At 64.6% G+C, this 18,719-nt stretch carries 20 protein-coding genes; 10 read left to right on the top strand and 10 right to left on the bottom strand.

The window, feature by feature from the left end; genetic code table 11:
• Nucleotides 1–43: 43 nt before the first annotated feature.
• Nucleotides 44–235, top strand: a complete 192-nt coding sequence (locus OIN59_RS08515; protein ID WP_274109225.1) for a hypothetical protein — start codon at nt 44–46, stop codon at nt 233–235.
• A gap of 15 nt (nt 236–250) precedes the next feature.
• Here OIN59_RS08515 and OIN59_RS08510 read toward each other — a convergent pair whose 3' ends face one another.
• Complete coding sequence (locus OIN59_RS08510) at nt 251–928, bottom strand: arylesterase (RefSeq protein ID WP_274109223.1); 678 nt, start codon at nt 926–928, stop codon at nt 251–253.
• Between the two features lie 15 nt (nt 929–943).
• Here OIN59_RS08510 and OIN59_RS08505 point away from each other — a divergent pair, with 15 nt between their 5' ends.
• From OIN59_RS08505 to OIN59_RS08490, 4 genes are all read left to right on the top strand, one after another.
• Entirely contained in the window at nt 944–1,645 is a 702-nt protein-coding gene (locus OIN59_RS08505) for an ABC transporter ATP-binding protein (protein ID WP_274109221.1), read from the top strand.
• Between the two features lie 116 nt (nt 1,646–1,761).
• Nucleotides 1,762–2,508, top strand: coding sequence for a 23S rRNA (guanosine(2251)-2'-O)-methyltransferase RlmB (rlmB, locus tag OIN59_RS08500; RefSeq protein ID WP_274109219.1), 747 nt, complete (start codon nt 1,762–1,764; stop codon nt 2,506–2,508).
• 34 nt (nt 2,509–2,542) lie between these two features.
• Complete coding sequence (locus tag OIN59_RS08495; RefSeq protein WP_274109217.1) at nt 2,543–3,268, top strand: SIR2 family NAD-dependent protein deacylase; 726 nt, start codon at nt 2,543–2,545, stop codon at nt 3,266–3,268.
• A 186-nt stretch (nt 3,269–3,454) separates the two neighbouring features.
• Nucleotides 3,455–4,621, top strand: a complete 1,167-nt coding sequence (locus OIN59_RS08490) for an ABC transporter substrate-binding protein (RefSeq protein WP_274109215.1) — start codon at nt 3,455–3,457, stop codon at nt 4,619–4,621.
• A gap of 101 nt (nt 4,622–4,722) precedes the next feature.
• Here the strand turns inward: OIN59_RS08490 and OIN59_RS08485 are convergent, their stop codons facing one another.
• Together OIN59_RS08485 and OIN59_RS08480 are read right to left on the bottom strand one after the other, a co-directional pair.
• Nucleotides 4,723–5,346 (bottom strand): chromate transporter, encoded by a 624-nt coding sequence (locus OIN59_RS08485; protein ID WP_274109213.1) that lies wholly within the window; start codon nt 5,344–5,346, stop codon nt 4,723–4,725.
• Nucleotides 5,343–5,939 carry a chromate transporter gene (locus OIN59_RS08480; RefSeq protein ID WP_274109212.1) on the bottom strand — a complete coding sequence of 199 codons (597 nt, stop codon included), beginning with the start codon at nt 5,937–5,939 and terminating at the stop codon, nt 5,343–5,345. The genes OIN59_RS08485 and OIN59_RS08480 overlap by 4 nt, the downstream gene beginning before the upstream one ends.
• 258 nt (nt 5,940–6,197) lie before the next feature.
• Here OIN59_RS08480 and OIN59_RS08475 point away from each other — a divergent pair, with 258 nt between their 5' ends.
• Entirely contained in the window at nt 6,198–7,043 is an 846-nt protein-coding gene (locus OIN59_RS08475; protein ID WP_274109210.1) for a fumarylacetoacetate hydrolase family protein, read from the top strand.
• A gap of 86 nt (nt 7,044–7,129) precedes the next feature.
• On the opposite strand, the gene OIN59_RS08470 is transcribed toward OIN59_RS08475, so the two are convergent.
• The 5 genes from OIN59_RS08470 to OIN59_RS08450 form a co-directional block, all read right to left on the bottom strand.
• On the bottom strand, nt 7,130–7,417 hold the full coding sequence (locus OIN59_RS08470) for a DUF6150 family protein (RefSeq protein ID WP_274109208.1): 288 nt from the start codon (nt 7,415–7,417) through the stop codon (nt 7,130–7,132).
• A gap of 267 nt (nt 7,418–7,684) precedes the next feature.
• Nucleotides 7,685–8,746, bottom strand: a complete 1,062-nt coding sequence (locus OIN59_RS08465) for a phytanoyl-CoA dioxygenase family protein (RefSeq protein ID WP_274109206.1) — start codon at nt 8,744–8,746, stop codon at nt 7,685–7,687.
• A gap of 94 nt (nt 8,747–8,840) precedes the next feature.
• On the bottom strand, nt 8,841–10,190 hold the full coding sequence (locus tag OIN59_RS08460; RefSeq protein WP_274109204.1) for a type II toxin-antitoxin system HipA family toxin: 1,350 nt from the start codon (nt 10,188–10,190) through the stop codon (nt 8,841–8,843).
• A 38-nt stretch (nt 10,191–10,228) separates the two neighbouring features.
• On the bottom strand, nt 10,229–10,531 hold the full coding sequence (locus OIN59_RS08455; RefSeq protein WP_274109202.1) for a helix-turn-helix transcriptional regulator: 303 nt from the start codon (nt 10,529–10,531) through the stop codon (nt 10,229–10,231).
• A gap of 673 nt (nt 10,532–11,204) precedes the next feature.
• Entirely contained in the window at nt 11,205–11,675 is a 471-nt protein-coding gene (locus OIN59_RS08450) for a hypothetical protein (protein WP_274109200.1), read from the bottom strand.
• A gap of 427 nt (nt 11,676–12,102) precedes the next feature.
• Here OIN59_RS08450 and OIN59_RS08445 point away from each other — a divergent pair, with 427 nt between their 5' ends.
• On the top strand, nt 12,103–12,564 hold the full coding sequence (locus OIN59_RS08445) for a hypothetical protein (RefSeq protein ID WP_274109198.1): 462 nt from the start codon (nt 12,103–12,105) through the stop codon (nt 12,562–12,564).
• 305 nt (nt 12,565–12,869) lie between these two features.
• Here the strand turns inward: OIN59_RS08445 and OIN59_RS08440 are convergent, their stop codons facing one another.
• Together OIN59_RS08440 and OIN59_RS08435 are read right to left on the bottom strand one after the other, a co-directional pair.
• Entirely contained in the window at nt 12,870–13,247 is a 378-nt protein-coding gene (locus OIN59_RS08440; RefSeq protein WP_274109196.1) for a DUF4288 domain-containing protein, read from the bottom strand.
• Nucleotides 13,248–13,647: 400 nt separating this feature from the next.
• Nucleotides 13,648–14,610, bottom strand: coding sequence for a LysR substrate-binding domain-containing protein (locus tag OIN59_RS08435; RefSeq protein WP_274109194.1), 963 nt, complete (start codon nt 14,608–14,610; stop codon nt 13,648–13,650).
• A 93-nt stretch (nt 14,611–14,703) separates the two neighbouring features.
• Here OIN59_RS08435 and OIN59_RS08430 point away from each other — a divergent pair, with 93 nt between their 5' ends.
• The 3 genes from OIN59_RS08430 to OIN59_RS08420 all read left to right on the top strand — a co-directional run bounded on the left by OIN59_RS08430 (nt 14,704) and on the right by OIN59_RS08420 (nt 18,719).
• A complete protein-coding gene (locus OIN59_RS08430) occupies nt 14,704–16,056 on the top strand; it encodes a D-serine ammonia-lyase (protein WP_274109192.1) in 1,353 nt (450 codons plus the stop codon).
• 79 nt (nt 16,057–16,135) lie between these two features.
• Nucleotides 16,136–17,122 (top strand): Bug family tripartite tricarboxylate transporter substrate binding protein, encoded by a 987-nt coding sequence (locus OIN59_RS08425; RefSeq protein WP_274109190.1) that lies wholly within the window; start codon nt 16,136–16,138, stop codon nt 17,120–17,122.
• A 34-nt stretch (nt 17,123–17,156) separates the two neighbouring features.
• Nucleotides 17,157–18,719 carry an amidase gene (locus OIN59_RS08420; protein ID WP_274109188.1) on the top strand — a complete coding sequence of 521 codons (1,563 nt, stop codon included), beginning with the start codon at nt 17,157–17,159 and terminating at the stop codon, nt 18,717–18,719.

Raw genomic sequence — 18,719 nt, 5'->3', positions numbered from 1 at the left:
CCCATGCTGTTACAGTGAGTCTCAACTTCAGGAAGCAATTACCTTGGCAACACCCAACTACGGATACGAAAAACGCCAGCGCGAACTCGCCAAAAAGAAAAAAAAGGAAGAGAAGCTGAGGTCCAAAACACAGCGCAGGCCGGACGATCCGCAGGGTGGTGACCAGCCCGCTGATGACCAGCCAGCAGGCGAAGCCGGGACTCCCGAGCAGCCTGCGGGCGCTACGGGCGCCTGACGCCTCGGCTGCGTTTTAACGCAGCAGCTTTTTCAGCTCCGGCCACACGTTGGCCAGCATTTGCGGATGCGCTTCTGCGCGCGGGTGGATGCGATCAGGCTGGAACTGGCGGGTCGGGTCTGGCCCGTCAGCTACCCCTTTCAAGAAAAATGGCACCACAGCCGCCTTGTGGGCCTGCGCCACCGTCGTGAACAGGCCCGCAAACTTGTTGGCGTAGTCGGTGCCATAGTTGGGCGGCACCTGCATGCCCACCAGCAAGACCTTGGCCCCGGCCTTTTGTGCCGTCTGGGTCATCCAGGTCAGGTTCTCTTCGGTGTTCTTGAGCGGTAGACCGCGCAGGGCATCATTGCCCCCCAGTTCGATCACCACATGGCTGGGCTTGTACTGCGTCAGCAGCGCAGCCAGGCGTGAGCGGCCGCCCGAGGTGGTTTCGCCGCTCACGCTGGCATTGACCACGGTGGCGGCGAGCTTGTCCTGCGCCAATTGTTTTTCCAGCAGGGCCACCCAGCCGGTGCCCCGCGCCAGACCGTATTCGGCACTGAGCGAATCCCCCAGCACCAGAATCACCGGCGGGCGCACAGCCCCGGCCTTGGCGGTGGCCTGCGCGAAGGCCGTGGGCACACAAAGCCCCACCACCAGGCCGATAGATGCGCTCAGGATAAAGTGGCGCCGTTGCTGCAGATTGCGAATCAAAGTAAAGAGCCTTTCATGTCTGAACCCTCCCCACTGCCCAAGACAGCGCCCGACACCCCCATCATTGCCGTGGAGCATGTGTTCAAGTCGGTGACGGATTCCACCGGAACCCTCGACATTCTGCGGGATATCGATTTCCGCCTGGCTGCCAGGGAAACGGCGGCCATCGTCGGCGCCTCGGGCTCGGGCAAAAGCACGCTGCTGTCCATCATCGCGGGGCTGGATACGCCGACACGCGGCACGGTGCGCCTGGACGGCCACGACCTGTTTGCCATCGACGAAGACGCGCGGGCCGCGCTGCGGGCCCAGAAGGTGGGCTTTGTGTTCCAGAGCTTCCAGCTCATGGGCAACCTCACAGCGCTGGAGAACGTCATGCTGCCGCTGGAGCTGGCCGACCGCCGCGATGCACGCAAGGCCGCCACCGAGATGCTGGCGCGCGTGGGGCTGGGGCAGCGCCTGTCGCACTACCCCAAGGTGCTGTCGGGCGGCGAGCAGCAGCGCGTGGCCCTGGCCCGGGCGTTTGTGGTGCAGCCTGCCGTGCTGCTGGCCGATGAGCCCACGGGCAGCCTGGACTTTGCGACCGGCGAAACCATCATGAAGCTCATGTTCGAGCTCAACCGCGAGTTGGGCACGACGCTGGTGTTGGTCACCCACGACCGCGCCATTGCCGCGCAGTGCGAGCGGCGCATCACCATCGATGCAGGGCGTGTGGTGTGAGTGGGTGGCTGGTTTTTGAGCGTTTTTGGCTGCAGGCGCTAGTGAAACATGCGCAAGCAGCTATGAAATTGATAGTATCCTGAGGGAGTAGGCCGCGCCCAGCGGATAATCCCCCCATGTCCAGCCCCAAAGTTCTCTTCGGCTTTCACGCCGTGGGCGTGCGTCTGAAGACCGCGCCGCAATCCATCATCGAGATTTACTACGAAGCCACGCGCCGCGATGCGCGCATGCGCCAGTTTCTCGACCGTGCCCGCGAGGCCGGTGCCCGCCTCATCGAAGCCGACAGCGTGCGCATTGCCAAGCTGGCGGGCAGCCACGGCCACCAGGGCGTGGCCGCGCGGGTAGAGCCCGTGGCCCAGGTCACCTCGCTCGATGAGCTGCTGGAAAACCTCGAAGCCGCAGGCATCGAGCAGCCCTTGCTGCTGGTGCTGGATGGCGTGACCGACCCGCACAACCTGGGCGCCTGTCTGCGTGTGGCCGATGGCGCGGGTGCCCATGCCGTCATCGCGCCCAAGGACCATGCCGTGGGCATCAACGCCACCGTGGCCAAGGTGGCCAGCGGTGCGGCCGAGACCATGCCGTATTTCATGGTCACCAACCTCTCGCGCACCCTGAACGAACTTAAGGAGCGCAACATCTGGTGCATCGGCACCAGCGACGATGCGCCCAAGACCGTTTACCAGGTCGATCTGAAAGGCCCCGTGGCCCTGGTGCTGGGCGCCGAGGGCGACGGCATGCGCCAGCTCACGCGCAAGACCTGCGACGAGCTGGTTAGCATCCCCATGAAGGGCGCCGTGGAAAGCCTGAACGTCTCGGTGGCCAGCGGTGTGTGCCTATACGAGGCTTTGCGTCAGCGGACCTGACTCAGGGTCAGCCATCCCCATCAACGAAGGCACCATGCTGGACACCGTGAAAGCCTGGGTCCGGCAAAGCCAGCGTATGGCCGTGCTGACGGGTGCCGGAGTCAGCGCCGAATCGGGCGTGCCTACCTTCCGCGACGCGCAGACGGGCTACTGGGCGCAGTTCCGCCCTGAGGACATGGCGACCGAGGCGGGCTTTCGCGCCCACCCACAGTGGGTGTGGGACTGGTACCAGTACCGGCGCGACCTGCTGGCGGGGGTGTTGCCCAATTCCGGGCATGGGGCGCTGGCTGATTTTCAGCGCCGTCACCCTGACCGGATCACCCTTATCACCCAGAACGTGGATGGCCTGCACCAGCGTGCGGGCAGCACGGGTGTGTTGTACCTGCATGGCGATATTTTTGAAAACCGCTGGCTCAACACACCGCGCCACTGCTGCCACATCGACCATGCGGTGGCAGGCCACCCGCCGTACTGCGACCGCTGCGGCAACCTGGTGCGCCCGGGCGTGGTGTGGTTTGGCGAGTCCCTGCCGCCGGCCACATTGGGCGCAGCCGAACAGGCGGTGGCCCGTTGCGACCTGATGCTGGTGGTGGGCACGGCCGGGGCGGTGTACCCGGCAGCGGGCCTGGCCCACCAGGCGCGCTCCGCTGGGGCGCGGGTGGTAGTGCTCAACCCGGCGCCCAGTGCGCTGGACGATGTAGCGCAGGTGGTGTTGCGCGGCGCATCGGCGACTGTGCTGCCGCAGTTGCTGGGCGAGTGAGCGTGCGCAGGGCGTAGGCGCCCCGCGTTGGGCTGCGCGGCTGCGCAGAAGGCGTTTACAGGCTGTCAGATATAGGTGGAAACCCTGGTTTGACGTGCTCCTGCAACCCTTTGTCGCCCAGCGGACAGGCGGGGGGTGCTCTGGCCGGTAGCCTGCCCCACCTTTGTTTTATCCGCCCTGCACACCATGAGCCGTCGCCACTTTCTTTTGCGTGCCACCCAGGCCGCTGCCGCCACCGGCCTGCCCGCATGGGCCCACACCGCGATGGCGGCCGAGGACGCGTTGACCGCGCGTTCCATCACCCTGGGTTGCTCCATCGCACTGACAGGCCCGCTCGGCCAGGCCGGTATTGAGCAGGTGGCGGGCATGAAGGCCGCGTTTGCCGAGGTGAATGCTGCTGGCGGCGTGTTGGGCCGCGAGATCCGCATGGAGGTCAAGGACGACGGCTATGTGGCTGCGCGCACCCTCAAGAACGTGACCGAGATGGTGGAGGCGCAGTCGGTGTTTGCGCTGATCTCGCCGCTGGGCACGGCCAACACGGCGTCCATCCTGCCGCTCATCGAGTCCAAGGGCATCCCCACCGTGGGCCCGGTGACCGGTGCCACATCGCTGCGTGCAGCGGCCAACAAGCATGTGTTCTTCCTGCGCCCAAGTTACCGCGAAGAAACCCAGCGCCTGGTCAAGCAGATCGTGGAGATGGGTCTCAAGCGCATTGCCGTGGTGTACCTGGACAACCCCTTTGGCAAAGAGGTGCTCAAAGACATGTCCACAGCGCTGGACGAGATTAAGGTCGAGCGCGGCGGCGAGTTTGCGCTGGCCGTGGACGGCAAAAATGGCGCCGAGCTGGCGGACAAGGTGGTGGCAGAGCGCCCGGGCGCCGTGCTGCTGGCCACCACAGGCACGGCCAACACCGCGTTTGTGCAGGCCTTCCGTGCCAAGGCGCAGGGCGTGCCGCTCGCAGGCTTGTCTGTCACGGTGATCTCGTCGGAGCTGCCCAAGCTGGCCGCGTCCACGCGCGGCCTGGCGCTGGTGCAGGTGTTCCCGGACGCCAACTCGCAAAAGTCGGTGGCGGTGCGCAAGTTCCAGAGCACGATGAAGGCCACCGGTGGCGACCCGGCGTTCCTGAACAGCAACAGCGCGCTGGAAGGCTGGCTCAACGCCCAGATCATGATCGAAGGCCTGAAGAACGCAGGCAAGGAGCCCACGCGCGAACGCCTGCGCGCCGGGCTGATGGCCATCCGGTCCCTGTCGTTTGGCGACTTCAACGTGGGCTTTGGCAACAAGGCCCCGTACATCGGTTCGGACGCCATCTACCTGGCGATCTACGCCGAAAACGGCCGCCGGATCAGCTGATGCGCTGACCACGTGACCACGTGACCACGTCCCAGTGGTTTCAAGCAAATCAAAAAAAGGCCAGCGCATGCGCTGGCCTTTTTTTGGGCGGGTCCCGAAGCTCAGACCAGCCCCAGCGCCCCCAGCAGCGCGCCCGCACCCAGCATCCACAGCAGGTGCAGCTTGGTGCGCCACACCAGCACCGTGGCCACGGCGGTCAGCAGCCACAGGGGCCAGTCGGTGGCCCATTCGCCATGGGCGCGGGCCAGCACCCAGGACGTGGCCACCAGCAGGCCGATCACCACAGGGGCCATGCCTTGCTTGAACGCACGCACGCCGCGCCGCTCGCGGTTGCGGTGGCCCCAGCGGGTGGCCGTCCAGGTCAGCAGGCTGCTGGGCAGCATCACGCCCAGCATGCACACCGCCATGCCCAAGGCACCCAGCAGCCAGCCGGTCACGCCGGGGCCGCCCGCGTTGATGCCCACGTTCCAGCCCAGCAGGGCGATGAACAGCACGTTCGGGCCCGGGGCCGCCTGGGCGATGGCGATGGAGGCGTTGAACTGCGGGTCGGTCAGCCACGCCTGGCGCTCGACCAGGAACCGGTGCATGTCGGGCGCAGTGGCAATGGCGCCGCCCACGGCCAGCAGCGACAGCGACATGTAGTACAGGAAGAGGTTGAGCCAGTCGCCGACGCTTAGGGCCGTCAGGGCCATCAGGGGGGCGGTGAGGGGTGCTGTGGTGCTCATGGCGCGAGCTTTCTCCAGGTCAGCAAACAGGCGGCTCCGCCGATGACCGGCAAGATCCAGAACAGCGGCCAGCGCAGCCAGGCCATGGCCACGATGGTCAGCACCGTGATGGCCAGGCACAGGGGACGGCCCAGCGGGTGGTTGTGGATGGAGACAAACAGCTTGATGCCCACCCCGGCAATCAGGCCCGCCGCCACCGCCCCCATGCCACGCAGCGCGCCGGCCACGGCCGGTTGGGCCGAGAACTGTGCGTACACCACGGCCAGCGCCAGCACCAGCATCAGCGGAAAGGTCAGCATGCCCGCCAGCGCCGCAAAGGCACCGCGCAGGCCAAAGTAGCGGTCGCCGATCATGATGCTGAGGTTGACCACGTTAGGGCCCGGCATGATCTGCGCCACGGCCCAGTCTTCGACGAACTCCTCGTTCGTCATCCAGCGTTTTTTCTCCACCAGCTCGCGCTGCACGACGGCCAGCACCCCCCCAAAACCCTGCAGCGCCAGCCAGGTGAAGGACCAGAACAGATCGGTCGGGTTGCGGGGCTGCGGGCGCGAGGGCGCTTCGGGGTTGGGGGTGGGAGCTGTGGCAGTTGCCATGGGTGCAAGAATCAATGAAAAGTGGCCGTTGCGCCGGTGTTATATGCGCCAATAGCTATCAATATTATAGCGATATGGTATGGCGGCGCGCCAGCCGCCCATGTTACGCGCGCACCGTGCATCGCGCTGGCTGCGGGGCTTCGTGAACGGGCAAGCCCGGGGCGACCAATGGTGCACACGCGCGTGATGGTCTGCCGCTATGCTGCCGGGTGGCACGCCCCCCAGGGCCGCATCCATCCAAAGAGACAAGGACACCCCATGAAACTCATTCGCTACGGCCAGCCCGGCGCAGAACGCCCCGGCCTGATGGACGCCCAAGGCACGCTGCGAGACCTGTCCATGCTGTTGCCCGATATCGGCCCCGCGCAGCTCAACCCCCGCACCTTGTCGGCGCTGGCCGCCATCGACGCGCGCCGCCTGCCTGCGGTGTATGGCGCGCCCCGCCTGGGCAGCCCGGTGGGTGGCGTGGGCAAGATCGTGTGCGTGGGCCTCAACTACGCCGACCATGCCAAGGAGGCGGGCATGCAGCCGCCCGCCGAGCCGGTGTTGTTCATGAAGGCCGTGACCGCACTGAGCGGCCCCAACGACGATGTGCGGATCCCGCCCGGCGCCACCAAGACCGACTGGGAGGTGGAGCTGGGCATCGTCATCGGCACCCGCGCCCGCCATGTGTCCGAGGCCGACGCGCTGGCTCATGTCGCCGGTTATGTGCTGGCCAACGATGTGTCCGAACGCGCCTGGCAGATAGAGCGCGGCGGCCAGTGGGACAAGGGCAAGAGCTATGACACCTTCGCGCCCATCGGCCCCTGGCTACTGACGGCCGACGAGGTGTCCGACCCGCACGCCATCGACCTGTGGCTGGAGGTGAACGGCCAACGCGTGCAAAACGGCAGCACGCGCAATTTCATCTTTGGCGTGCCCCCGGTGGTGTCGTACATCAGCCAGTTCATGACGCTGGAGCCGGGCGACGTGGTGCTGACCGGCACGCCCGCAGGCGTCGGGCTGGGGCAAAAGCCTGCCCCCTGGTTCCTCAAGCCCGGCGATGTGGTGCGCCTGGGCGCCACGGGGCTGGGTGAGCAGGTGCAAAAGTGCGTGGGGGGATGAGGCGCCATCCGACAACGCGCGGCAACGCGTGACAACGCGCGGTAACGGCGCCAGGAGGGCCTGAACAGGCTCTGGATGGGCCGCGCTTATTTGCCCAGCTTGCCGATCATCAGGTGGTCTTTGGTCCGCCAGCCAGCCTGCTCCGGGGCGCTGACCCTGAAGATCTTCAGGTCTGCCTGGCTGGCGTGCTTGACGCGGTAGACCTTGAAGCTGGCCTGGTTGGCATAGGCCACAAAGAACCAGATGGCGTCACCGCTGGCCTGCGTGGCGTAGTGCACCTCGTGCCAGCACAGGTCAGCCTGGCTCTCATGCGCCACTTCGCAAATGTGGGCGTCGGCCTGGTTTTCGTATTTCACTTCCAGGATCTTGGCCATGGGCATCCTTTCGGGCGGTGGTTCGGGGCGTGTGCTTCCCAGGGTACCCAGACTTTAGGCGCGCCAGCTTCGGGTTGCCCTTTAGAGATGTAAGATTTTGAATAAAAATCGTGCCTAGCGCTTATTGAATAAGCGCTGGTAGCTATCAATTTTGCAGCGTTTGAATCCGACCGCGTAAGCGAACGCGTTCAGCGCCAGCCGCTGGGGGCTTCACCTCCACCAGCAGGGCGATGGTGGTCGGTGGACGCGCCGCATGCCATGGCACGATCAAAGCCAGCCCTCGTGGCAGGGCACATGGGCGGGGGCCAGGTTGATGTACTGCACCAGCCGGGGTTGTGTGCCCCGGTTGGGGCTGGGGCCATGGGGCAGGGCCTGGTGCCAGATTACGAGGTCGCCCGCGCGGGCACCGATGGGCTTGGCGCCCAGCGCTTGCAGGTCTTGCTGGCGTGGGTTGGTATCGGCAGGCAGGCCAGCCAGCCAGTCGCCCACCCGGCGGTGAAAGCCTGGCACCAGAGTGAGGGCGCCTTGTTCGGGCGGCGTGTCGGTCAGGTACAGGATGCCCTGGGTGGCAAAGGGAATGGGCTGCTGCAGGCTCACATCCCAGTGCATGCCCTGGCCGCCGTAGGAGTGGCCGGGGCGTTCTGGTGGATTGAAGCCACAGCGGTCGGTGCTGCGCCACAGGTCTGCCGTGCCCCACAACTGGGCGAACGCCTTGTGGATGCGCAGGGAGCGCCGGTTGGCCTCGAACGCCGGGTGCTGAAACAGCTGCACCATGATGTTGCGCGGCGCGTGGGCATACCAGGACTCCACATCCGCCGGGTTGGCGCGCACGGCCTCCCACACCGCCTGCGCGGCGGCAGCGCTGTGTTCTGGCGTCACGGCTTGGCGCACCACCACATAGCCATGCTCGTCCCAGTGCGCCAGGTCGTTCGTATTCAGCACGGGCTCCATGGCATGGATCTGGGCCTGCAACTGCAGCGCCATTTCAGGGGGCGGCCCGCCGTCCACAAGGGCTTGAATCCGCGCCACGGTGGTTGCGTCGGGCGCGCCCGCCGTGCGCACGATCCAGTCCTCAAAAGTGGCGAAATCCGGGGCCTCATTCAGCACGTACTGCATGGTTTGCTCCAGCCCCACACCCAGCGCGGACAGCACGGTCTGCGTGCGGTGGGCCTCCCCTTGGGCGCCCTTCAACGCCTGGCCCTGGCGCGCGGCCATCCAGCGTGACCAGCAGCGTTTGAGGTGGGGCACCTGCAAGGCGCCTCTCTCCGCATCGGGCGGCAACGAACCCGAAGCAGGTGGCGTAATGGCTGGTGGGGTGTGGGTTTGCATGGGGGCAACGAATCAAAAACTGTTGGGGGTCAAAAGGTGCGGCCTGCGCCAAGCCCTGCCTGCAGGCAGGCCGATTTTGCAGCGTGGCCCGTCATCACCGGGCCAGCGCAACGCCGCCTGCCAGCCGCTGCGCCACCACGTTGCGCATGGAATCCGGGGCGCTCTCCAGCAGGCTGGGCCATTCTTTTTGGGCCTGCGCCACCGTATCGCGCAACAAGACCAGGTGCCGGGGCACGCGCAGCAGCCCGGCGGATTTGATCAGGCCCTCCATGTCGTCCCAGGTCAGCGCGCGCAGGGTGTTGTCGATGGCGCGGTTCACCGCATATTGCTGGTCGGGCACGCCGTCAAAAAACGCGGCCACACACACCGGGTCGTACACCGGGGCCAGTTGCGGAACGCGACCGTCGGGGTAGACCAGGGCCCAGTTTTTCAGGTGGGCGTCGGTGTTGCCCATCAGGATGAACGCCACCATGCGCGCCAGAAACTCGCGCGTGTCCAACACCGGCTGGCGGCTCAGGCGATTGAGCACGCGCAGCATGGTGGCCCAGTCCTGCAGTGCGCCCTTGCCATGGGTTTTGCCGTACTTTTGGCGCGGGGTGTAGCCCAGCACCTGGTTGAACTCCTCCATGTGCACCCGCGCACCGCCGGGCAGGTGGTCAAAACGCTGCACGGCCAGTATCTCGTTGAAGGGCACGGCATCGGGCAGGTCGGCCTCGGCGCGGGTGATGACGCGCGCATCGGCTACGTTCAGCCCCAGCGCCTTGCACAACTGGTAGCCGGTGTACTCGTTGGCCACCAGATCGGGGTGGGCGGTGGTGGGCAGCTTCAAGATCACGCTGCCCGCCGCGCCCTGGCGGTGCACGGTGTAGCGGCGGCCGTCCTGCACCGCGCTGAACTTGGTCACCACGCCGGGCAGCGAGGCTGCGTCTTGTACAGGGAACTCGACAAACCCAGGTTCCAGCACATCCAGCCCCTGGGTGGTGTGCCAGTGGCGCACCACGTCCGGGATGCCGTCTTGCGCGGGCACGGGCTCCACCTCCAGCGCGCCCATCAGGTCGTGGCCTGCGGCGGCCAGCAGCTCAAACTCGTCATCGGGGCTGCAGCCACGCTCGCGCGCCAGGCGCTCGCGGTTGTGGCCCTCGGGCAGCAGGTTCTGAAAGTACACCGGCCATCGCCCATCGGTGCGCACCAGCCGCGCATCGCGCGCCGACGCGAGGATCTGCTGCGTGGCGGCCTCGTCGGCCCCCTGAAAGCTCAGCGACAGGGTGGGGCGCTGTGGGTTGCGGATGTAGCTCTCGTCAAACGACACGCGCAGGATGTCGCCGTACTGCGAGAGGTAGCCAATGGCCTCCCGCCCGCCGGGCGTACTTGCCTCGCCGGGGGCACCGTCTGCCAGCACAGGCCGGTGCAAGTACAGGCGCAGGTAGCGGATGGAGGTGCTCATGTGTGCGGGCCAGGCGGGTGGGCTGGGTTTCGCTGGGGTCAGCGGCGCAGACCGTCCACCACCGAGGGCGGAGCGTCCACCCCTTCCGGCTGACCGAGAAACTTGCCACCAGACTGGATGAACGCCTCCAGGCTGGGGCGCAGGCTGCTGGGCACGGCAATGATGTCCATGCCCAGCACGCGCGCCATCTCGGCCAGGGTGGAGTAGCGCGGGTCCAGGTCGCCGCCTTCGGTGCGTTGCACGGTCATGCGAGACAGGCCCGCGTTTTCGGCAAGTTGGGCCTGGGTCATTTGGTGGGCCTTGCGGGCGGCTGCGAGGGTGGGGATGAGGTCGGTAGACATGATGATATTTATACTCTTGTTTTTTATAAAAGAGTACAAAATTTATCTTTTCAAGGGTTTTTCACCACGGCGTGAGCGCAAAGTTGGGGGGAGGGCCGAGGTAAGTCTGGCCCAGTCTCTGCCGCTGTTCCTGGGCATTGATGTCTTAGACAGTGCATTAAAGTCTGAGACACCGGGACTGCACTGACGGCCGCAATGCAGCGGGTGCAGTCATTCGTTTACATGCGCCGAACGCGTACGATCGGCCAAGAGCTGACATTGATGGAAGTGAGCTGCTAAGTGATGCATCCGATATTGACGATCGTTGCGCTAGTCTTCTTTATGGCGCTGCTTGTGTGGACCGTGTCACATACTTACGTAGCGATTCGCGCCAGGACATTTGTGGGCTACTTCGAATTGCGTGAAAGAGGGCGCGCGGGAGAGAAGGTCGCGCGCCTGTCTTTCTTTGCCTGGAATGTCGCCATCGTCTGTATCACCGTTTTTCTTTTGGACTCATTGGTTGACTTGATTCGTGCTTGTTGCACCAAATAGGCTTAGCGGCTGGAATGGGCCCGCTAGCGTCCCTCGCCGTGGGGCAGAATTCGGCCAGTAGCAGCCTGTGGGAGCGAATGGAAGCAGACGCTCAACGTTTGAGGTAAGGGGCCTGCCGCAGGCAGGCCCCTTGACCGAGGGGTTAGGCCGCAGTCTTCGCGCGCACATAAGCTAGAAACTTCTCACGCTGCGGCACATCGGCGAAGGCGCGACTGGGAATTATGCAGGCCGCGTGCGCGGCAGTGTAGACAGCCACGAAGCCTGGGCAACTGACAGTGGAGACAATGCCAGGCCACTTGTAATGCGATACACAGAACGCAGTAGCGTCTGAAAACGTGTCGTCCGACACCTCTACGACGTGATCGGTGAGCAGAGCGCGATTCTTCTTGGAGTGGAGAACCACCAAGTTGTACATGAGTTGAAGCGCCCACATTGCCGAGTATGCAATGACCCAAGCGAGGACTCCTCGGCGGACATCGCTTCCGATCGACTCTGATACCGCGATGAGGGCGGCCACAGCAACGAAGAACAGCTGGTTCGGGATCAGTAGGAACTGATGAACTGCGTTGAAGGCAAAGTAGTCTCGAAAGCGCAGTGAGTACTGGATTCGCATGAGCATGTTCTCTGAGGCCTAACGTGATGTATTCCGCAAAACCTGCGGATAAACTGGACCGTGCGGGATATTCAGGACACTGATTTCTCCTGAGAGTGGCTTGCAGCATAGGTTTGCAAGGGACGACCTGCTCAAACGTCCAAGTATAAAAATTCCGTGAAACCCGGCATGCGTCAACTCGGCAAACTATAGCTTGCCGCAGGCAGACAACGAAATTTCCAACAGCCGCGTGCAGCAAGTCAAAGGCAGCTTCCGGGCGGCGCTTCTGAACGGCCGCTCAGGGCCCATTAGAGACATTGGTCCACACGGCGCAAAGCCGTCGCTTGGTAAATTTCCAGTTTAATAGTCTTGGTGCGCGAGCGTGCCGTGTTGGCGGCAGATGGCGTATCCGCTGAGCTACCGACCACATCAAATTTGGGCGTCAAACATGAAGCGCTACGAGCTAGTTCCGGAGTTAAGAGAATGGGATGCCCATAACGGAGGCGAAGAGTCCCCGGAAGGCTGGGTCAGTTGCATGGGAACCTTCTCGCTTGCAGCAGCGTACGCAACTCTTTTTTGGCCGCAGTTCGTCGAGGTGCGGGGAATGGTGTTCCGGGAGGGCGTTACTGCCTCAGATGTGGAGAATTGGTTGGCCCATACGGATCATGAGGCAAAGGTCGTCGAGGCCACAATCAATCATCTTCATATCCTAGACATTCAGCATCCAGGTATCTGGTCAGAGGCAACCGAAACTCAACTGCAATTTTTGGGAAGAACGCTTCGGGCGTCATGGGCAGCCAAGCTCGAACTCGATTTCCCAGGTCGAAAGTTCGCTGTTGAGTTCATCGAAGGCTCATCAGAGAATCTGCGTGAATACCAAGTTCTCTTTTATGAAAACCATGAAGGCTAAAGCGGGTAGCGCTCCTCATGCCGCTTGTGCACTCATTTAGTGGCCGCATCTTGCCACCGTCACCGACTGATCCTGACCGATTTTTGCCCCACGGCGAAGGACGCTAGCGCGTCCCGCCATGTACTAGCGCCTTTGGACGTCCCTCATGTCAAACGTTGAGAGTCCGCTTTCGCTAGCCGCGACCGGCTGCTCTTGGCCGGATTCTGCCCCACGTCGATGGACGTTAGCGGCCCCTGGCGCGACATAGAACTCTCTGGAAAGGGGCGTTCAGTTCACATTTGTAGCCCCTGTTCCTATGTTGGCAGCTACTGCCGAAACGAGCCCTTCGGTCTCACCATCTGTTTGAGATTCTTGAGCTTTCGAGGCGCGCGTTCAGTCCATAAAATTTCCGCCCCATCTTCCAGCTCCTCGTAGATTGGAAGGACATCGGTGATACCTACCAACTGCCATTGAACAGGAACACCTTGAGTTCCGCCCTTGTATGGTTTCGCATTCTCGCGAGCTACCATCATGCCCTTTTCATAGGCTTCTTCAAGGGTCGATGCACGTACAAGGATTGTGTTTTCCCACGACAGGAATCGAGCCTCATCATCGTCCTTTCTGTCGTCCTCCAACTCAACGAAGCGCAGCAGATACGAGACCGCATACCAGCCCACTGGGGAAAGATTTTTGTCGTGTGTCATGCAAAAATTCTCGAACCTGTAGCCAGTGCCAAACACAGTGCTACCCGCGCAACTGAAACCCTGAGCGACTGCTTCTGACCGGAAACGGTCGTCCTCGTTGCCTCAGGCATTGCCACCGTGACTGCTCGCGAGTGCCCGGCTGGGGGCTACTCTCCACGACTTTCTCCGTGAATGAGCGGGCCGCGTCATAGGGCCAGTTGCCTCAGAATTCATTGGCCGTGAACAGCCACGAATCTGTCAAAAACAATAGCTGCTAGCGCTTTCTCAATAAGCGCCAGAGGCAAAAACACTGAATTTTTAATCGCAATATTCGCGCTAACTCGCTGGGTATAACCTGACACCTCGCTGGTGGATAGTGCGCCGATTGGGCTGCGTTAATCTGACCCACTCAGCTACTCAGCTACCTGGCATCCAGCGGTGCTGGCAACACCTGCCCCCGCTCCCCACAAAACCGCACTGCCTCATCCCCCAACCAATCCCGCACGAGCTGCATCGCCGGGCTCGGATGTGCAGTGGTCACAAACGAATACGCCGCACGCGACAACACGCTGCGTCCCAGCAGCGGCACCAGGCGCCCGGCCTTCACGTCCTGCAGCGCCAGCGCCGCGCGGCCCATGGCGATGCCTTGGCCTGCCAGGGCGGCGCCCAGGGCGAGTTGCGACAGGTTGAACTGCTGGCCACTTGCCCAGGGCGGCGGTGTGGCGCCTATCTGCGCAAACCAGTGTTGCCATTCTTCGTAGGTGTCGGCGCCGTCCCAGGCGCTGCCGTCGTGCAGCAGCCAGTCGCCGTGCAGGTCTTGCGGCTGGGTGATGGGCGGGTGGCGGGCCAGGAACTCGGGGCTGGCCACGGGGATGAGCCATTCGTCGAGGAACACGGTAGCGCTCAGGTCGCGGTAGCCGCCCAGGTCAAAGCGCACGGCGGCCTCGATGCCGTCGCGCACCATGCGGGTGCGGTCCAGCGTGTGGAACTCGCCAAACACGCGCAGGCCGGTGTGAGGGTGTTGGCGGAAGAAGTCGCCCAGTCGGGGCGTGAGCCAGCTCATGGCAAACGAGGGTGAGCAGCTCAGGGTGGCGGTGGCGGCTTCTGCGGGCTGGCGCATCTGGGCCAGGGTGCTTTCGATGGCGTCAAAGCTCTCGCGCAGCACCACGGCCAGCCATTTGCCCTCGGGCGTGGGCACCAGCGCGCGCGGGGTGCGCAAGAACAGCGGGCGGCGCAGCCAGTCTTCAAGTTGCTTGACCTGCTGGCTGACGGCGCCCTGGGTGATGCACAACTCGGCCGCTGCCTTGGTAAAGCTGCCGTGGCGGGCGGCTGCATCAAAACTGCGCAGCCAGGCAAGCAATGAGGGAGAGAGGCGAATATCCATTATTAAAACTAATGCAGCGCTCAATATAAATGTGTTGTGACGGGTGCATGACCGGCGAAGAATGCAGGCAAGACTTTTTGAGACAAATGCGCCATGACGACTGCCGTACCCCAAACCACTGTGGACTCCCTGCTGGCCGCCTGCTTGCGCAACGCCCAACCCGCCTTATGGAGCAATCCGGCCCGGCAGGCGCAGCCAGCCGCAGCACTGCCAGCACTCGGCAGAACCATTAGTCTGGATGATACGCATGCTGCTGCGGCGCGCCTGGCCCGGTTTGCCGGGCTGCTGGCAGAGGTGTTCCCCGAGCTGGCCGCCACGCGTGGGGTGGTGGAGTCGCCCTTGCTGCCTGCTGACCTGTTGCAACCTGCGCTGGGCTGGGCCGAAGGGCAGGGCCGCTTGTTCATCAAGGCCGACCACAGCCTGCCGGTGGCGGGGTCCATCAAGGCTCGGGGCGGCATGCATGAAGTGCTGGAGTTTGCCGAGGGGCTGGCGCTGCAGCACGGTCTGGTCGAGCCTTGTGGTGACTACCGCGCGCTGGCCACCCCGGCTGCGCGCGAGGTGCTGGGCCGCTACCAGGTGGCGGTGGGCTCCACGGGCAACCTGGGCATGAGCATTGGGGTGGTGGCGTCGGCCCTGGGCTTTCAGGCTACGGTACACATGTCGGCCGATGCCAAGGAATGGAAAAAAGACCGCCTGCGCCAGCGCGGGGTGCAGGTGGTGGAACACGCGGGCGACTACGAACGCGCCGTGGCCGCAGGCCGTGCCGAGGCGGCCAGCAACCCGCTGTGCCACTTTGTGGACGACGAGCAATCGTTCTCGCTGCTGCTGGGCTACAGCGCTGCGGCGTTGCACCTGCAAAAGCAGTTGGCAGAGCAGGGCGTGGCGGTGGATGCCGAGCACCCGCTCATCGTCTACCTGCCTTGCGGCGTGGGCGGTGCGCCAGCGGGCATCACCTTTGGCTTGCGGCAGGTGCTGGGGCCGCATGTGTTTTGCTTTTTTGCAGAGCCGGTGCAGTCGCCGTGCTTCATGGTGCAAATGATGGCTGGGCAGGGGGAGCACCCCTCGGTGTACGACTGGGGCCTGACCAACCGCACCGAGGCCGATGGCCTGGCTGTGCCGCGTGCGTCCCTGCTGGCGGCCGAGCTGATGCGGCCGCTGCTGTCGGGCGTGTTCACTGTCGCCGACGACACCTTGTTTGCGCACCTGGTGCGGGTGCTGGACGCCTTGGGCGAGCGCATCGAGCCCTCGGCCGCCGCAGGCTTCAGTGGCCCGGCCATGTTGACCAGCACTGCGGCCGGGCAGGCCTGGCTGCGTGCCAGCGGCGTGGGCGCCGCGTTTGCGCATGCCACCCACCTGGTGTGGACCACCGGCGGCCTGCTGGTACCCGATGCGCAGTACCAGGGTTTTGTGCAGCGTGGGCGGGCGGTGCTGGCCGCGCAGGCCTGAGCACTTTGCCACGCTCTTCGTTCCTTCTTTCTGTTTCGCTTCCTTTCCTCGTTCATTTCTCTTTGTCTGGAGCCACGCCATGAACCGCAAGCAACTGCTTTTGTCTGCCGCCCTCTGCGCTGCCCTGGGGGCCACCGCATGGGCTCCAGCCATGGCGCAGGAGGGGGCTTTCCCCACCAAACCGATCACGCTGGTGATTCCGTTCCCGCCCGGTGGTGCGACCGATGTGCTGGGGCGCCTCATCGGCAAAAAGCTGGGCGACAAGCTGGGCCAGAGCGTGGTGATCGACAACCGCGCGGGGGCGGGCACGGTGATCGGTGCGACGTCGGTGGCGCGGGCGACGCCCGACGGCTACACGCTGCTCATGAGCTCGGGCACCACCTTCACCGTCAACCCCGCCGTGCGCGCCAAGCTGCCGTATGACCCGGTCAAGAGCTTTGAGCCCATTGGCATCACGGGCCGCACGGGGTTGATTCTGCTGGCCAACAAGGATGTGCCGGCCAACGACCTGAAGCAGTTCGTGGCCCTGGTGAAGGCGGCGCCCGACAAGTATTCGTATGGCTCGTTCGGCACGGGCACCACGTCGCAGTTTGCGGGCGAGATGTTCTTCCATGCGGCGGGTCTCAAGATCCAGCATGTGCCTTACAAGGGCAGTGCGCCTGCGATGACCGACCTGCTCGGCGGGCAGATCCCGTTCACGGTGGACACCGTCTCGGCCGCGCTGCCACAGCTCAAGGACGGGAAGATCAAGGCCATCGCGGTGACCTCCGGCAAACGCTCGGCCTTGCTGCCCAAGGTGCCTACTTTGGCCGAGAGCGGCTATCCGGGCCTGGAGATGGACACCTGGCTGGCCATGGTGGCGCCTCGTGGGCTGCCACCGGCCGTGAAGGCGCGGCTGGAGCTGGCGCTGGCCCAGGTGGTGTCGGACCCCGAAACGCGTGACAAGATGATCGCGGTGGGGTTCGAGCCGTCCTATGCTTCGTCCAAGGTGTTGGCCGAGCTGATCGACAAGGAGCTGCCGCTGATGCGCGCCATTGCACAGCGCGCTGCTATCACCGCAGACTGAACCCGTGTGACCAGAACAAGGAGACAAGCCCGAGATGACCACAACAAGCCCCCAAGCCCTGGTTGAGCTGACCGCCAACGAACTGCGCCATCACATCGGCACGCGCGAGATTTCGCCGGTAGAACTGCTCGATGCCTGCATCGAGCGCATCGAGGCGGTGAACCCGCAGGTGAATGCCGTCACCGCCACCTGCTACGACCGTGCCCGCACCGAAGCCAAAGCGGCCGAGCAGGCGGTGCTGCGCGGCGAGCCGCTGGGCCTGTTGCACGGCCTGCCCATGGGCGTGAAGGACCTGGAGGCCACGGCTGGGTTGCTGACCACCTATGGGTCGCAGATTTACCGCGATCACATTCCTGCCGAAGACAACGTGCTGGTGGCGCGCTTGCGCGCGGCGGGCGCCATCGTGGCGGGCAAGACCAACATCCCCGAGATGGGCGCGGGTGCCAATTCGCGCAACACCGTGTGGGGCGCCACGGGCAATCCGTTCAACCCGAACCTGAACGCCGGGGGCTCGTCGGGCGGCTCGGCCGCTGCGCTGGCGTGCGACATGCTGCCGGTGTGCACGGGCTCGGACACAGGCGGGTCGCTGCGCATTCCGGCATCCATTTGTGGTGTGGTGGGCTTCAGGCCCTCGCCCGGCGTGGTGCCCAGCTCGCGCAAGCTGCTGGGCTGGACGCCGATTTCGGTGGTGGGCCCCATGGGCCGCACGGTGGAAGAGGCCTGCCTGCAACTGGCCGCATCGGCGGGCATGTCGCCCGGCGACCCGCTGAGCTACCCGCTGGACCCGATGAGCTTCTTGCTGCCCGAAGCGGTGGACCTGAGCCGCCTGCGCGTGGCCTACACCGAAGACTTTGGTGCCTGCGCGGTGGACAACGGCATCCGCGCCGTGTTCCGCCGCAAGGTACAGGCCATGAAGCACTTGTTTGCCCGATGCGATGCCGTCGATATCGACCTGGGCGATGTGCACCGCTGCTTTGACGTGCTGCGCGCCGAAGCCTTTGTGGCCAGCACGCGCGAGGCCTACGAGCGCGACCCCGCCAGCCTGGGGCCCAACACCCGCGCCAACTACGAAATGGGCGCCGCCATGACGCTGCTGGACAGCGCCTGGGCGCAGGCCGAGCAGACGCGCATCCTGGCGCGCTTCCAGAAGCTGTATGAACAGTACGACGTGATCCTGGCGCCCACCACGCCCGTGTCGCCGTTTGCGTGGACCGAGCTGTTCGCCAGCCATATCAACGGCGAGCCGCAGGCCAACTACTACCGCTGGCTGGCGCTGACCTATGTGACCACGCTCACCACCCACCCGGCGCTCAGCCTGCCTTGTGGGCTGGACGATGCGGGCTTGCCATTTGGCCTGCAGATCGTGGGCCGGTTCCGTGCCGACCGCCACACGCTGGGCGTGGGGCATGCGCTGGAGCAGGCGTTCAAGGGCGTTGCAGGGCTGGCACGGCCGCGGCCCGACATCGCCAAGCTGGTGCAGACGCGCGCCGAGCCCGCGCTGACCTCCATCGTGACCATGGCACCGGACTCCCGCGACGCCCGCAGCCTGCCGCGCGACGACCGTGCGGCATCGGCTGCGCAGGTTTCGGCGGTTTAG

The sequence above is a fragment of the Acidovorax benzenivorans genome, assembly GCF_028680575.1.
GTDB classification, from domain to species: Bacteria; Pseudomonadota; Gammaproteobacteria; order Burkholderiales; family Burkholderiaceae_C; genus Acidovorax; species Acidovorax benzenivorans.
Note: the sequence above shows the minus strand (reverse complement) of the source record. Positions and strands in the feature narration are given on the sequence as shown.

Excerpts from the sequence above, each read along its gene's own strand:
- OIN59_RS08505 (WP_274109221.1), top strand. The coding sequence starts at position 944 with ATGTCTGAACCCTCCCCACTGCCCAAGACAGCGCCCGACACCCCCATC.
- rlmB (WP_274109219.1), top strand. The coding sequence starts at position 1,762 with ATGTCCAGCCCCAAAGTTCTCTTCGGCTTTCACGCCGTGGGCGTGCGT.
- OIN59_RS08495 (WP_274109217.1), top strand. The coding sequence starts at position 2,543 with ATGCTGGACACCGTGAAAGCCTGGGTCCGGCAAAGCCAGCGTATGGCC.
- OIN59_RS08490 (WP_274109215.1), top strand. The coding sequence starts at position 3,455 with ATGAGCCGTCGCCACTTTCTTTTGCGTGCCACCCAGGCCGCTGCCGCC.
- OIN59_RS08485 (WP_274109213.1), bottom strand. The coding sequence starts at position 5,346 with ATGAGCACCACAGCACCCCTCACCGCCCCCCTGATGGCCCTGACGGCC.
- OIN59_RS08480 (WP_274109212.1), bottom strand. The coding sequence starts at position 5,939 with ATGGCAACTGCCACAGCTCCCACCCCCAACCCCGAAGCGCCCTCGCGC.
- OIN59_RS08475 (WP_274109210.1), top strand. The coding sequence starts at position 6,198 with ATGAAACTCATTCGCTACGGCCAGCCCGGCGCAGAACGCCCCGGCCTG.
- OIN59_RS08470 (WP_274109208.1), bottom strand. The coding sequence starts at position 7,417 with ATGGCCAAGATCCTGGAAGTGAAATACGAAAACCAGGCCGACGCCCAC.
- OIN59_RS08465 (WP_274109206.1), bottom strand. The coding sequence starts at position 8,746 with ATGCAAACCCACACCCCACCAGCCATTACGCCACCTGCTTCGGGTTCG.
- OIN59_RS08460 (WP_274109204.1), bottom strand. The coding sequence starts at position 10,190 with ATGAGCACCTCCATCCGCTACCTGCGCCTGTACTTGCACCGGCCTGTG.
- OIN59_RS08455 (WP_274109202.1), bottom strand. The coding sequence starts at position 10,531 with ATGTCTACCGACCTCATCCCCACCCTCGCAGCCGCCCGCAAGGCCCAC.
- OIN59_RS08450 (WP_274109200.1), bottom strand. The coding sequence starts at position 11,675 with ATGCGAATCCAGTACTCACTGCGCTTTCGAGACTACTTTGCCTTCAAC.
- OIN59_RS08445 (WP_274109198.1), top strand. The coding sequence starts at position 12,103 with ATGAAGCGCTACGAGCTAGTTCCGGAGTTAAGAGAATGGGATGCCCAT.
- OIN59_RS08440 (WP_274109196.1), bottom strand. The coding sequence starts at position 13,247 with ATGACACACGACAAAAATCTTTCCCCAGTGGGCTGGTATGCGGTCTCG.
- OIN59_RS08435 (WP_274109194.1), bottom strand. The coding sequence starts at position 14,610 with ATGGATATTCGCCTCTCTCCCTCATTGCTTGCCTGGCTGCGCAGTTTT.
- OIN59_RS08430 (WP_274109192.1), top strand. The coding sequence starts at position 14,704 with ATGACGACTGCCGTACCCCAAACCACTGTGGACTCCCTGCTGGCCGCC.
- OIN59_RS08425 (WP_274109190.1), top strand. The coding sequence starts at position 16,136 with ATGAACCGCAAGCAACTGCTTTTGTCTGCCGCCCTCTGCGCTGCCCTG.
- OIN59_RS08420 (WP_274109188.1), top strand. The coding sequence starts at position 17,157 with ATGACCACAACAAGCCCCCAAGCCCTGGTTGAGCTGACCGCCAACGAA.